Genomic DNA, 13510 nt, shown 5'->3' on the forward strand with positions numbered 1-13510 from the left:
TTTGATTTTAAGAATTTGGAAAGGTCACTATCTCGTTTATCTCTTCTTAATCCTGGGAAACTTAAAGTACTTTTATCTTTGGGATTTAAAGGCTATTTAGCACAAAAAAATTGGTTCAGAGCTTATGAAACTAAAACATCTATAGATGAAAATAATACTCCCGTACCTTGGGTGACTTATTCATTTATCGATTTTATAAAATCACGAATCAATACTACACATAGTATTTTTGAATATGGGTCAGGAAATTCAACCATATTTTACGCCGGCAAGGCAAAATCTGTTACGTCTGTTGAACACGATAAGTCCTGGTACGAAACGGTAACTAACCTGAAGTTGCCCAACGCTGAAATTTTGTTTTGTGCGCTTAAAGAAAATGGAGAATATTGTCGAAAGGCAGTATCAACAAATAGAAAATATCATATCATTATTGTTGATGGAAGAGATCGTGTGAATTGTTGTAAGTATGCTTTACAAGCTCTCACTGAAGATGGTGTACTCATTTTAGATGATTCAGAACGGCCATATTACGAAGAAGCTATAGATTTTTTAAAACAATCAGGTTTTAAGCATATTCCATTTTCGGGCATGGCACCTGGAACAATCCAAAGTAAATGCACTTCTGTGTTTTATAAAACTCATAATTGTCTGGATATATAATGGAATCTCTTGCTCCAATAGCTCTTTTTGTATATAATAGACCTGAACACACGCTAAAAACGCTCAATAGTTTAAGAGAAAACAGATTAGCATCAAAGTCTAGACTATATATTTTTGCGGATGGCCCCAAAAATGACTTGGTAAAGGAAGGAGTCGAACAAGTCAGACAAATTGTCAGCAAAATCGAAGGTTTTTTAGAAGTTACAATTAAAGAAAATGAGCATAATTTAGGCTTAGCCAATTCCGTAATATCAGGAGTGAGTTCAATTTTAGCTAATCATGATAACATCATCGTTCTTGAAGATGATCTGGTTACTTCACCGGATTTTTTGAATTTCATGAATGAAGCGTTAAATTTTTATAAAAAGAAAGAAGAAGTATTCTCTATCTCCGGATATAGTTACCCATTAGCTTCCTTAAAAAAAGCGAATTATAGCGCTTATTTCTCTCACCGGGGTTCTTCATGGAGCTGGGGGATTTGGAGTGATCGGTGGAAAAGTATTGATTGGGACATTGAGGATCGAGATATCCTGATAAAGGATAAACAACTTCAGAATCAATTTAACAAAACTTGTGGGCCGGATATGAGCGGGATGTTAATAAGACAGTTGGATGGGCGTATCGATTCATGGGCAATACGTTTTGCATATAGCTCTTTTAAGCAAAGAAAGCTACATGTTTTAGCGACAAAGAATAAAGTTAATAATATCGGTCATGATAATTCCGGTACTCATTCCCCTAAAACAACAAAATATAATGTGAAGTTGGTTAGTGAAGATGTTTATTTATTCCCGGACAATCCCATTGTAAATAGTAAAATACATAATGAACTAATTGAATTTCATAAAAAGCCGTTTTTGATTAGATTATTAAGGAAATTTATTCCTGTAAAAAAATAAAATCATTCTTAACTTAGTGCCTTCAGCAATTAGATATGAGTTATAAATATCCGGTTTATCAGCCGTCTTTAAACGGAAATGAAAAAAAATATGTTCTGGACTGTTTAGATTCTACATGGATTTCTTCCAAAGGGAAATATATTACTGAGTTTGAAAATAAGTTTGCGGAATATATTAATATCGAACATGCGTTGGGAGCCAGTAATGGCACAGTCGCATTGCATTTAGCGTTGCTCACTTTGGGAATAACTAGTGAAGACGAAGTTATAGTACCTACGTTGACTTATATTGCTTCTGTAAATGCGATAGCTTATACTGGAGCTACTCCCGTTTTTGTAGATTCATTACAGGATACCTGGCAAATGGATTATAATGACGTGAGAAAAAAGATAACTCCTAAAACTAAAGCAATAATGGCCGTTCACTTATATGGCCATCCTTGTGATATGGATGAGTTGGTAGCTATTTGTAAAGAATACAATATTTTTCTGATAGAAGATGCAGCAGAAGCCTTCGGAACTTATTATAAAGGAAAACACGCCGGTACCTTTGGGGATATTTCTATATTCAGCTTTTTTGGAAACAAAACCATTACTACGGGAGAAGGCGGTATAGTGGTAATGAATGATGAGACGCTTTACAAAAGAGCGTTACATTTGCGGGGTCAGGGATTAGCTCAATACAGAGAGTATTGGCATGATATCATTGGCTATAATTACCGGATGACAAATATCTGTGCTGCAATTGGTCTTGCTCAGTTAGAGCAGGCGGATAGATTTATTGAAAGAAAAAGAGAAATAGCTGAAAAATATAAAGCGGAGCTTTCCGGACTTCCTGTAGTTGTACATCAGGAGCAACAAGATTGTACACACTCATATTGGATGGTTTCCATTTTGGTGGATAATCTCAAAGATAGAGATCCGTTAAGAGAAGCTTTGAAAAATAACGGAATAGAAACCCGGCCGGTATTTTATCCTGTACATACCATGCCTATGTACTCCAGGTACTATCAAAAACATGCCGTGGCAGAAAATATAGGTTGGCGTGGAATTAATTTACCGAGTTATCCGGGATTGAGTGGTACGGATGTTGAGTCTATCTGTACTGAAATAAGAAAATATTTTGAATCCCGATAAGAAGCTACATATTATAGGCTGTGGAGGACATGCCCGAAGTGTTGCAGATGTATATCTGAGTTTAGATTCTGTTCATGCTATTGTTTTTTTAGACGAGAATGCTCGAAAAGGAGAGAAAATATTCGGATATGATGTTTTGAAACTTTCGTATTCCAATCAGAATACAGGAGTAGATTACTTCGTTGCACTTGGAGACAATGAGAAAAGAGAAGAGCTGTTTAAAAAATACGAAAGTAATGGACACATAGTTTCTATACTATCTAATTCAGCCTATATAAGTGAGTTTGCCAAGCTTGGAAAAGGGGTCTTCATTGGGAATTTTACGCATGTGGGACCCGAGGTAGAGATTGGAGATAATACGATTATAAATACAGCGTCAATCATAGAACACGGGGTGAAAATAGGAGCTCATTCTCATATTGCCCCTAACGTAGCCATATCGGGAAATACAGTTATTGGAAAAAGAAATTTTGTAGGTGTTGGCGCTAGTATAAAGGATTGTGTTAACATTTGTGACAATGTAATAATTGGTGCGGGAGCTGTTGTAATAACCGATATTTATGAAGCGGGAACATATGTGGGCGTTCCAGCCAAAAGAATTAAGTAGTTGGAAAATCAAAAGAAAATTGCTGTTTGGGGATCATATCTTACCTGGGATGGGGGGATAGATTTTTTATGTTATTTAGTAAAAGGCCTTTCCGTTGTTAGTGAAACCCATCATCTCAAGTTTTATCTTATACTCCCTTATGATAACATTACAGCCTTGAAAACATTAACACTTTCACTGATAAATAAAGTAAAAAAAGGTGGAGAAATTAAGTTAGGCGGACCAAATGTGAACGATAAGATAAGAGCAGCATTTAAACATTATGAGATACCAGTAGAGATTGTATACTACAATTATCTACAATATGATGTGAAAATAAAATTAAAAAAAATAGGTGCAGATGTAGTTTTTCCGGTAATTAAGCGATTTGATTCCCATATTCCTTCCGTCTCTTATATTCCCGATATACAGCATAAACATTTACCTCACTTCTTTACAGAAGAAGAAATAAAATTCCGGGACCAACGTTTTTCTGAACTTCTGAAGACAAGTAAAGCAGTTATTGTAAATGCCGCTTCCGTTAAAAAGGATATTGAGAAATTCTACGGAAATAGTGACAACGTTTTCAATTTACCATTTTGCCCTCCAGGCCCTTTTAAAGAATGGAATCCTGCTGAGACAGCATCTCTATTATGTAAAATAAACCCGCCTAAAAACTATTTTTTGATTTCAAATCAATTTTGGAAGCATAAAGATCATATCACTGCGTTTAAAGCTTTTTATCTTTTATCTCAGAAACAAGAATTTTCAGGAGTAAAGCTTTTTTGTACAGGTTTATTGAAAGATACCAGATTCCCAGAGTATATAGAAGAAATCCAGCAATTTATTAGCTCAAATAATTTAGGGAATAAAATAATCTTATTGGGTTATATAAAGAAGGAAGAACAAATGGCACTGATGGACAGTGCTACAGCACTAATACAGCCAACTTTATTTGAAGGTGGCCCAGGTGGAGGAGCCGTTTATAATGCCATTTCCATAGGTACACGGTGTATAGTTTCTGATATTGAAGTAAACAGAGAAATAGAAAATCCACTCGTAAAATTTTTTAAAGCGCAATCTCCAGAAGATTTAGCAGAGAAGATGGAACAGATTTTAAATGAAAATTATCAAAAACAATCAAGAGAGATATTGATTGAGCAAGGACAAACCAGAATGAAAAGGTTAGGTGAAACACTTGTTAGCGTTTTTAGAGAGGTAAATCCAATTTTTTGATACATCGAACATAACTACTAGATAAATACTTATCGACCTTGGGCTTCGATAAATAGAGTCAGTTGCGTTTAAAGCAATGATTTTTTTAAGTTTGTATGTATTTCTTAATAAAAAACTCATGTCCAAAAATAGTCCTCTACTGTCCGTAATCACGGTGGTTTATAATGACGAAAAAAACATCGAACGTACTATAAAATCCGTTGTCAATCAGACGTATCCGTATGTGGAATATATCGTTATTGATGGCGCCTCAAAAGACGGAACAATCAATATTGTCAATAAATATAGAGATCAAATAACAAAAATAGTATCCGAACCTGATAAAGGAATTTATGATGCTATGAATAAAGCGATGAAAATCGCTACGGGAGATTACCTTTTATTCATGAATTCGGGAGATGAGATCTACAGATCTGATACGGTTGAGAAATTATTTTCATTAAGTCCAGATGCCGACATTTATTACGGTGAAACGGAAATGATAAATGATAACCTGGAAAGTTTGGGCAGACGTAGACACCAGGCACCAGAAAATTTTTCGTGGAAGAGTTTTAAATACGGGATGAGTATTTGCCATCAGGCTATTTATGTAAAGCGGACTTTGGCGGAGCCTTATAATAATAAATCTTATCAGCTAAGTGCGGATATTGATTGGATATTGAATATTGCCAAGAAATCCAGGAAGATTATAAACGGGCACAGCTACGTTGCAAAGTATTTGGTGGGAGGAATGTCAAAGAAGAAACACTGGCAAAGTTTAAAAGAAAGGTATCTAATACTAAAAAAATATTACGGCTTTATTCCAAACTTATTCAATCATATAATAATTGCTTTTAACCTGGCGTTTTATTGGTTGAAAAATAAAAGAACAAATGACTAAAAATAAAGAATCCCAGCCTTGGTCAAAGCCGGGATTTAGGTTCTTTTGGTCGGTTTAAGCTTTCTGCCCTTGCGATTTTTGTCTAAAAATTGCAAAAGCAAGAACTAAAGATAATAATACCGAACCAATTAAAGAAATATTTTCTCCAAAAAAATATGATTTTGGTTGAAATTTCCATTCGATAATATGATTTCCTGCAGGTAGTTCTGCCGCCCTTAAAATATAGTTTGCCCTAATATATGGTTGTTCTTCCCCATCTATAAACATTTTCCATCCTTTTGGATACCAAATTTCCGAAAATACTGCTATTGCTTTTTTTCCTATAGAATATTCATATTTTAAATTATCTGGATGATAATCCACCAAATCGATTTTTCCTCCAGAGCTCGTACCGATGTGATTTAAATCTAAGTCTTTTTTGAATTCGTCATTGATAATAGCCTCTTTCTTTGGATCAAACGAGCTAATTGCAACCATCTCCTCGTCATTGTTTTTTACGAATTGTACGTTGTCAACAAACCACGCATGTCCACATGCTGTTTGGTTAATTTTCATAGAAACATTTTGTCCGTCCTGTCCTGATGTAATGAAATACTTAGTATTTAACATATCTAATACATCCTGATTTAGACTACCAGAAAATTGTTTCTCAATCACTTCCTGAAAACGTTTTAATTTTGCTGCATGATATCCTCCTACAGTTTTATGAAAGTATGTAGCATTGGCGCTGCTAAATGTTGGGATAGTAAGATCTAATACCCTAAAATCCGGATCTTTGTCTCTTAAGATAAAATCATCTACCTCTCTGGCCTGCCATTGCTGGCTCATTACAGATTTCGATACAAACTTTTCATCATTCAAGTACCTTTTATCAACCGTCCATAAATCCGCTAAAATGAAGATGCACAATACTGTTAAAACTATATTTATACTTAGTTTTCTTGAGATTAATAGCCAAATCATAGCGAAACCGCAGATGACAAAACCGAGAGAACGTAATGTATCGGCCTTAAACATCGCTGTTCTATCTTCAATTAAAGCTTGAGCAATAGAGTTAGCAAAACCAGAATCCCCAGTTACCTGATTTAATTGGGTTATAAAGTCTTGATGATTTTCAGCCCTAAAGCTGAAAAATAAGCTAGGAACAATCCAAAGCAATACCAAAATCCCACCAACAATGTATCCGGATAGTTTAAGTTTACTCAATAGCCATTGTTTGTCATTTTGTGGTTTCAGAGCTTCGACGATAGCCATGATTGCCAAAATAGGGAAACATAAAGAAGCAATAACTAAAATAGATTCAACTGCTCTAAACTTGTTGTAAAGCGGGAAATAATCGAAGAACAAATTAGAAATTAAATCGAAATGCTTACCAAATGAAAGCAAGAGACTAAGAACTGTTGCTGCAATCAACCACCATTTTAGTTTTGATTTGACAATAAACAAACCAAATACAAATAAGAAAAAGACAATTGCTCCAAAATACCACGGGCCAGATGTAAATGGCTTTGGACCCCAGTAAGTCGGCATCTGTTGCGCAAACCCAGCAGCCTGATTGGCATCTATTCCCTTAGATATTAATGATTTTGCAACATGAGAATCCCCGGTTAGAGATGGTGTAGAAGCTCCTCCATAAGCATTAGGAATTAAAAACGTTATGATTTCTCCTACGCCCTGGCTCCATTGATATGCATATTCTTTGTCTAAACCATTTGAATTAGGATCAGTACTTTCAGATTTTAAATTTGATTTCCCTCTAATAGACAACTGCCCATATTCATAGGTTGTCCAAAGCATACTGGCATTTACTGTTACGGAAATAAGAACAGCTATGCTTAAAAAGCCGATAGCTTTACCAAATGAAGGCAGGGTCTTATTTTTATAAGCGCAGTAGAGTTCTACAATTACCAGTAAAAGTAATGCTATCGCCAGGTAATAAGTCATTTGAATATGATTTGCTCTTATAGCAAGGGAAAGTGCGAGAGCAGTAATTCCTGTTCCTAACCAATAATTTCCTCTGAAAGCTAATAATACACCGGCGAGGATCGGCGCAAAAAAACTAATTACCATTGCCTTATTGCTATGCCCTGCTTCTATGATAATAAAATTGTACGAGGAAAAAGCGAAAGCTATTGCTCCTATAGTTGATAGTAAAGCTATAGTTACTTTGTTAAGATTTTTAATTCGTGACAATAATACATTAAAAAAGAAATAGGCGCCTAGTAGATAAAGCATTATAGTGTCTACCGGGTTAGGGAAAAGGGTTTTAAATCCTGATAAAATATACGTGGTAATATTTTTAGGGTAGGTTGTCCAAATTTGATAAGCCGGCATACCACCAAACATGGCATTTGTCCATAAAGGGGCTTTTCCGTCTTTCTCTTTAAAAGCCATAATTTCCTTTTGCATGGCCTGTGCTTGCGAAACATCGTGTTGTACCAACAATTTGCCTTGAAATGCGGGCATGAAATAAACGAAGCAAAGCGCTACAAAAAAAAGTATAATGGCGATATGAATGCCGTTTCTCTTAAACCAGTTCATTATGTTTTTAATAATTGAACATCAAAAATAGAAAAATAGGTGATATATCCACTTTTTAGGAAATAAAAAAGGTTTCTCTGTCTGAAACAAAGAAACCTTCAAATTTATGAGGTAAGCCTTAATGTCCTATTTGACTTCTTCAAAATCTACAAACTCGCCACCTTTGTCTAAGTTGGGGTTTTTATTTTGTGAAGGAGGGATATAATCAACAGTTATTTTCCCCTCAGGTTTAGATTGCGAATTATTAGGTCCTCCAAAATGATATTCTCTATATTGAAATCCTCCGCCTCCGTTACCTTCATATTGTTTATTCATTTTTTCCTGCATTTTGTTCATAGCCTTTTTGAACAAGAAAGGCAAGAAGATTCTAGCTAGCACTCTTATTAGATAAAGAATGGAAATAACTATCAGTAAAAACTTTAATAATCCGCCCATATATCACAAATATAATTTTTTCACACTAATTAGAATGTAATTCTAACGTAATGTTACACTTTAGTATTGCCATTTTTATAGTTTCAATTATTTACGAACTGAACTTTTCCTCCATAATTTTTTCCAAAGCATACATCTCGTCCCTTAGTTTTGCTGCTAAAAGAAAGTCTAGATTTTTAGAAGCTGCAAGCATTTCCTTTTTAGTGTTATCAATAGATTTTTTCAATTGCGCTTTTGTCATGTATTGAACAACCGGGTCTGCAGCAATTGTAGGTTCACTATTGTCAATATAAGCTTGTTGGATACCTCCTTTAAAATCTACTACAGAGGTTTGCTCAATTATTGCTTCTCTGGATTTTCCAACAGTTTTTGGTATAATACCGTGTTCCTCATTGTATTTAATTTGTTTTTCTCTGCGTCGGTTTGTTTCATCGATGGTAACACGCATGGAATCGGTGATGGAATCCGCATACATAATTACCCGGCCACGGTCATTTCTTGCAGCGCGGCCTATAGTCTGTATTAAAGAGCGCTCAGATCTTAAAAAACCTTCTTTATCAGCATCTAAAATAGCTACCAAAGAAACCTCGGGTAAATCCAGACCCTCCCGCAATAGGTTAATACCTATAAGAACATCAAATTCCCCAAGTCTAAGGCCTCTTAAAATTTCTACACGTTCCAGCGTTTTTATTTCAGAATGGATATATCGGACTTTGATATTTAAGCGATCCATATACTTTGCCAGTTCTTCTGCCATTCTTTTGGTAAGTGTGGTCACCAAAATCCGATCGCCCTGTTTAATTGTTTTATCTATTTCATCCAATAAATCATCCACCTGATTAATTATCGGGCGTACTTCTATGATCGGATCTAAAAGTCCCGTCGGGCGGATCACTTGTTCTACAAATACACCTTCGGTTTGCTGAAGTTCATAATCTCCAGGAGTTGCACTAACATAAATCGTTTGAGGAGCCAGATTTTCAAACTCCTGAAAGTTCAATGGCCGATTATCTAATGCTGCAGGTAGTCTAAATCCATATTCAACTAAAGAAACCTTTCTGGATCTGTCTCCGCCATACATTGCTCTAATTTGTGGCACAGTGACGTGGCTTTCATCAATTACCATTAAATAATCGTCAGGGAAATAATCTAAAAGACAGAAGGGACGCATTCCAGGACGCCTACCGTCAAAATATCTGGAATAATTTTCAATCCCCGAACAATAGCCTAATTCACGCATCATCTCCATGTCATAATTGGTACGCTCTTCCAATCTTTTTGCCTCGAGAAATCGGCCTTCGGATTCAAATTGCTTTTTACGAGCTTCCATATCTTCACCAATTTCATGCAGCACACTGATGAACTTTTCTTTTGGTGTAACGAACAAGTTCGCAGGAAAGATGGTTATTGCCTGAGTTTTTTCTATACTCTTTCCCGTAATTGGGTCTATAGCGGCAATTTCTTCAATATCATCGCCAAAAAAAGAAACACGATATGCAAAATCCAGATAAGCCGGATAGATATCTACAGTATCTCCTTTCACCCTAAAAGTTCCTCGTTTAAATTCTGCGGTAGTTCTGGAATATAGAATTTCCACCAGTCTATGTAAGAAAGCGTTTCTGCTAATTCTTGTTCCCACACCAAATCTAAAGACCGAGTTTGAAAAATCTTCCGGATTACCCATACCATAAATACAGGAAATAGAAGATACGACAATAATATCCCTGCGTCCAGACATTAGCGCAGATGTTGTCCTTAGGCGAAGCTTTTCTATCTCATCATTAATTTGAAGGTCTTTTTCTATATAAGTATTCGTGGTAGGTAAAAAAGCTTCCGGCTGATAATAGTCGTAGTAAGAAACGAAATAATTTACAGCATTATCAGGGAAAAACTGTTTGAATTCACCATAAAGTTGCGCCGCCAATGTTTTATTGTGGCTTAGAATTAAAGTAGGTTTTTGAGTTTGCTCAATAACATTGGCTATGGTAAATGTTTTTCCAGAGCCAGTTACCCCTAAGAGTGTTTGATAATGATCGCCACTGTTAACACCTTCAACCAATTGTTTAATGGCATTTGGTTGATCACCAGTGGGTTTGTATTGAGAAGATAAGTTGAAATTCATTAATACAAAGATACGTTTTATTAAATTTATGCCTTAAAATATAAAGGGATTTGCCACGGTAGACAAACCCCCATTGTTGAACCTTATGATATGCGGTTGCATAGTTAACTAGCAAGCTATTAACAAGTTGTAGGTGTTTTTGTTTTGTGAGCCCAATTTGCGATGCTTAAAAATTATTTGAGAGTAATAACTATCTTCGTGAGAAGATGAGTCTTTTAATCTATACCAATAATATTAATCCTAGAAAAGCTTACCTGTTTCAATTTTTTTTTGAAGAGATATTAGGCGTTGATTTTGAGTGTACTGCGGAAGAGTCAGTATTTGTTAATAGTGACCGACCCAAATTGAATTATAGTGAGAGAGATTTGGGATGCGGCTTATGGATTAAAGAGTATGGATTGTTACAACAGTTTCAGGAAATTAGTGAACAAGATATTCGTGTAGTAGCGTTTGATACCTATAAGGCTCCGTTTGCAGTTGGTGAAGGAGACCTTCCTTTCGATCTTTTCTCAGCCTCCTTTTATTTGTTAAGCCGTTATGAAGAATATCTTTCTAAGGAAAAGGATCAATACGGAAGGTTTCACGGGAAACAATCTTTAGCCTATAAATCTGGTTTTCTTAGAAAGCCTGTTGTAGATGAATGGGCTTTTCAGTTACTGAATCTATTGAAGAAAAAGTATCCTTTATTAGAAAATAAAAAGCGAAGCTTTAGGTTTCAACCAACGCTGGATATCGATATGCCGTATTATTTGCGTTCAGAGGGTTTGATAAGACGATTGTTAAAATCTGTAAAACTGTTGTTGAAGGGGAATCTGAAATTTATTTACCGCGATCCGTTTAATGTGTATGCAGATGTGAAAGAATGGGACGAAAAATACAGAATCCAAACACTGTATTTTTTATTGATGGGTAATAAGCATCAATTAGATAATCCAACACATCTTAATAAACAACCTTTTATAAAACTAATCTCTCAGCTGGATCCGGAAAGTATTGGCTTACATCCATCCTTTCAATCTAATTCAGACATTTCTGAATTAGAAAAGGAAAAACAAATATTGGAGTCGTTAGTGGGGGAGAAAATCACGAGATCCAGACAGCATTATCTGATGCTGACTTTGCCCGCAAGCTATAGAAATCTCCTTGATAACGGTATAAAAGAAGATTATACAATGGCTTTCGCAGATGAGGCCGGTTTTAGAGCTGGAACATGTAGCCCATTTTTTTGGTATGATTTAAGCAGAGAAAAAATTACAGATTTGAAAGTCTACCCAACAGCTGTTATGGACCAAACGCTAAAAAGGTACCAGAAGTTTAGTGTTGAGGACGCAAAAAGAGGAATTTTTAGCCTGATTGACAGCGTAAAGAATGTGAACGGAACGTTTATTAGTTTATGGCATAACGAGTCGATAGGAGATTTTGGGCAATGGAAAGACTGGAAAATTGTGTATATTGAGCTGTTGGAGTATGCAAGCACTCTGGATTAAATTGTAGCCATGTTCGTTTTAACAGAGAAAAATAGTATAGCCAATCATTTTCTCTCTGAGATGAGAAATATCGAAACTCAGAAAGATAGAATGCGTTTTCGTAGGAATATGGAACGTTTAGGCGAAATCTTTGCTTATGAGATTAGTAAAACCTTAGTTTACAAAAACTGCGAAATAGACACTCCTTTAGGAGTAAGCCCCATAAACATAATGAAAGATCAGCCAGTTTTAGCAACGATTTTACGAGCTGGTTTACCTTTTCATCAGGGGTTTCTTAACTATTTTGATCATGCGAGCAGTGCCTTTGTTTCTTCCTACAGAAAAGTGAGAAAGAAAGGCGATTTCATTATTAAAACCGAATATATCTCTTCTCAAGATTTAAATAATAAGATTCTTATTATCTCCGATCCGATGCTGGCAACGGGCAGAAGCATGGTTTCATCCTGTAAAGAGCTATTAGGTGATTATAAAATCAAAGAAATGCATATTGCTACTATAATTGCAAGCCAGGAAGGTATTGCTCATGTCAAGGCCAATTTGCCTCACGCGAGATTGTGGATAGGAGCAATAGATGAAGAGTTGACATCGAAGGCATATATTGTTCCTGGGTTAGGTGATGCCGGCGATTTAGCTTTTGGCGAAAAGATATAATCTTTTTCGCAGTAATCAATTCTGAAAGGTATCTTCAAAAATTGACGCTGGTATTAAACGGTTTAGCGAACTATTGTGTAAACTTGTCGAGATCATAGATAGAACTGATAAGTGGAAATGAAATTAGGATACAGGCATGTGTTTTTCGATTTAGACCATACATTGTGGGATTTCGATAAAAATGCTGAAGAAACAATAGTTGAATTATACCAAACCTATCGCTTAGCCGATTTGGGGCTTCTCTCTGCAGATATTTTTATAGAGACTTATACTGAAAATAACCACAAATTGTGGCGCGAATATCATTTGGGAAATATCTCTAAAGACGAGTTAAGAGCAACACGTTTTAAAAAAACATTTACGGAATTAGGAATCGATGAACATAAAATACCAATAACTTTCGAAGAAGACTATGTCCGGATTTGTCCAACAAAGACCAATTTGTTTCCAAATGTCCATGAAGTGCTTGGCTACCTTTCTGAAAAATATAATCTGCATCTTATATCCAATGGATTTAAAGAATCTACGGAGTATAAATTGAAAAATACGGGAATTGGAGATTATTTTAAAAATATAATCATATCAGAAGTTGTTGGGGTAAATAAGCCGCATAAAGCAATTTTTAATCATGCTTTGGGACTCGCCAATGGAGTGGTAGATGAGAGCATAATGATTGGTGATAGTATAGAAGCTGATATCCGTGGAGCCAAAAGCCTGGGTATGGATGCTATTTATTTTAATCCTAATAATTTGGCAATTCCGGAAGATATAAAGATTCATATAAAGGATTTAGTTGAGCTAAAACATATGCTGTAATAAAGTTCATTGTTCCTTAACTTATACTTTATCTTGCTTGGTTATTTTCGAGAAAAATAAT

The 13510-nt window shown here is 35.5% G+C and carries 12 protein-coding genes; 9 read left to right on the top strand and 3 right to left on the bottom strand.

Annotation, left to right across the window (positions count from 1 at the left end):
* Nucleotides 1–15 precede the first annotated feature (15 nt).
* The 6 genes from PEDSA_RS16080 to PEDSA_RS16105 all read left to right on the top strand — a co-directional run bounded on the left by PEDSA_RS16080 (nucleotide 16) and on the right by PEDSA_RS16105 (nucleotide 5397).
* A complete protein-coding gene (locus PEDSA_RS16080) occupies nucleotides 16–660 on the top strand; it encodes a hypothetical protein (protein WP_013634221.1) in 645 nt (214 codons plus the stop codon).
* Complete coding sequence (locus PEDSA_RS16085; RefSeq protein WP_013634222.1) at nucleotides 660–1559, top strand: glycosyltransferase family 2 protein; 900 nt, start codon at nucleotides 660–662, stop codon at nucleotides 1557–1559. The genes PEDSA_RS16080 and PEDSA_RS16085 overlap by 1 nt, the downstream gene beginning before the upstream one ends.
* A gap of 35 nt (nucleotides 1560–1594) precedes the next feature.
* On the top strand, nucleotides 1595–2695 hold the full coding sequence (locus tag PEDSA_RS16090) for a DegT/DnrJ/EryC1/StrS family aminotransferase (RefSeq protein WP_013634223.1): 1101 nt from the start codon (nucleotides 1595–1597) through the stop codon (nucleotides 2693–2695).
* The gene (locus PEDSA_RS16095) at nucleotides 2682–3302 is read left to right on the top strand and encodes an acetyltransferase (protein WP_013634224.1); all 621 of its coding nucleotides are present in this window, start codon (nucleotides 2682–2684) and stop codon (nucleotides 3300–3302) included. The genes PEDSA_RS16090 and PEDSA_RS16095 overlap by 14 nt, the downstream gene beginning before the upstream one ends.
* On the top strand, nucleotides 3303–4517 hold the full coding sequence (locus PEDSA_RS16100) for a glycosyltransferase family 4 protein (protein ID WP_013634225.1): 1215 nt from the start codon (nucleotides 3303–3305) through the stop codon (nucleotides 4515–4517).
* 118 nt (nucleotides 4518–4635) lie between these two features.
* Nucleotides 4636–5397, top strand: a complete 762-nt coding sequence (locus tag PEDSA_RS16105; protein WP_013634226.1) for a glycosyltransferase family 2 protein — start codon at nucleotides 4636–4638, stop codon at nucleotides 5395–5397.
* Between the two features lie 54 nt (nucleotides 5398–5451).
* On the opposite strand, the gene PEDSA_RS16110 is transcribed toward PEDSA_RS16105, so the two are convergent.
* The 3 genes from PEDSA_RS16110 to uvrB form a co-directional block, all read right to left on the bottom strand.
* Nucleotides 5452–7938, bottom strand: a complete 2487-nt coding sequence (locus PEDSA_RS16110) for a hypothetical protein (protein ID WP_013634227.1) — start codon at nucleotides 7936–7938, stop codon at nucleotides 5452–5454.
* A 126-nt stretch (nucleotides 7939–8064) separates the two neighbouring features.
* Nucleotides 8065–8373 carry a DUF4834 family protein gene (locus PEDSA_RS16115; RefSeq protein WP_013634228.1) on the bottom strand — a complete coding sequence of 103 codons (309 nt, stop codon included), beginning with the start codon at nucleotides 8371–8373 and terminating at the stop codon, nucleotides 8065–8067.
* Nucleotides 8374–8464: 91 nt separating this feature from the next.
* Nucleotides 8465–10495, bottom strand: a complete 2031-nt coding sequence (uvrB, locus tag PEDSA_RS16120; protein WP_013634229.1) for an excinuclease ABC subunit UvrB — start codon at nucleotides 10493–10495, stop codon at nucleotides 8465–8467.
* A gap of 206 nt (nucleotides 10496–10701) precedes the next feature.
* Between uvrB and PEDSA_RS16125 the strand changes: the two genes are divergently transcribed.
* The 3 genes from PEDSA_RS16125 (at nucleotide 10702) to PEDSA_RS16135 (ending at nucleotide 13449) form a co-directional block, all read left to right on the top strand.
* On the top strand, nucleotides 10702–11982 hold the full coding sequence (locus tag PEDSA_RS16125) for a polysaccharide deacetylase family protein (protein WP_013634230.1): 1281 nt from the start codon (nucleotides 10702–10704) through the stop codon (nucleotides 11980–11982).
* Nucleotides 11983–11991: 9 nt separating this feature from the next.
* Nucleotides 11992–12633 carry a uracil phosphoribosyltransferase gene (gene upp / locus PEDSA_RS16130; protein ID WP_013634231.1) on the top strand — a complete coding sequence of 214 codons (642 nt, stop codon included), beginning with the start codon at nucleotides 11992–11994 and terminating at the stop codon, nucleotides 12631–12633.
* Nucleotides 12634–12750: 117 nt separating this feature from the next.
* Nucleotides 12751–13449 carry a YjjG family noncanonical pyrimidine nucleotidase gene (locus PEDSA_RS16135; protein WP_013634232.1) on the top strand — a complete coding sequence of 233 codons (699 nt, stop codon included), beginning with the start codon at nucleotides 12751–12753 and terminating at the stop codon, nucleotides 13447–13449.
* Nucleotides 13450–13510 lie beyond the last annotated feature (61 nt).

The sequence above is a fragment of the Pseudopedobacter saltans DSM 12145 genome (assembly GCF_000190735.1).
Lineage (GTDB): Bacteria > Bacteroidota > Bacteroidia > Sphingobacteriales > Sphingobacteriaceae > Pseudopedobacter > Pseudopedobacter saltans.

Coding starts and splice junctions, on each gene's coding strand:
- PEDSA_RS16085 (WP_013634222.1), top strand. CDS start 660: ATGGAATCTCTTGCTCCAATAGCTCTTTTTGTATATAATAGACCTGAA.
- PEDSA_RS16090 (WP_013634223.1), top strand. CDS start 1,595: ATGAGTTATAAATATCCGGTTTATCAGCCGTCTTTAAACGGAAATGAA.
- PEDSA_RS16105 (WP_013634226.1), top strand. CDS start 4,636: ATGTCCAAAAATAGTCCTCTACTGTCCGTAATCACGGTGGTTTATAAT.
- PEDSA_RS16110 (WP_013634227.1), bottom strand. CDS start 7,938: ATGAACTGGTTTAAGAGAAACGGCATTCATATCGCCATTATACTTTTT.
- PEDSA_RS16115 (WP_013634228.1), bottom strand. CDS start 8,373: ATGGGCGGATTATTAAAGTTTTTACTGATAGTTATTTCCATTCTTTAT.
- uvrB (WP_013634229.1), bottom strand. CDS start 10,495: ATGAATTTCAACTTATCTTCTCAATACAAACCCACTGGTGATCAACCA.
- PEDSA_RS16125 (WP_013634230.1), top strand. CDS start 10,702: ATGAGTCTTTTAATCTATACCAATAATATTAATCCTAGAAAAGCTTAC.
- upp (WP_013634231.1), top strand. CDS start 11,992: ATGTTCGTTTTAACAGAGAAAAATAGTATAGCCAATCATTTTCTCTCT.
- PEDSA_RS16135 (WP_013634232.1), top strand. CDS start 12,751: ATGAAATTAGGATACAGGCATGTGTTTTTCGATTTAGACCATACATTG.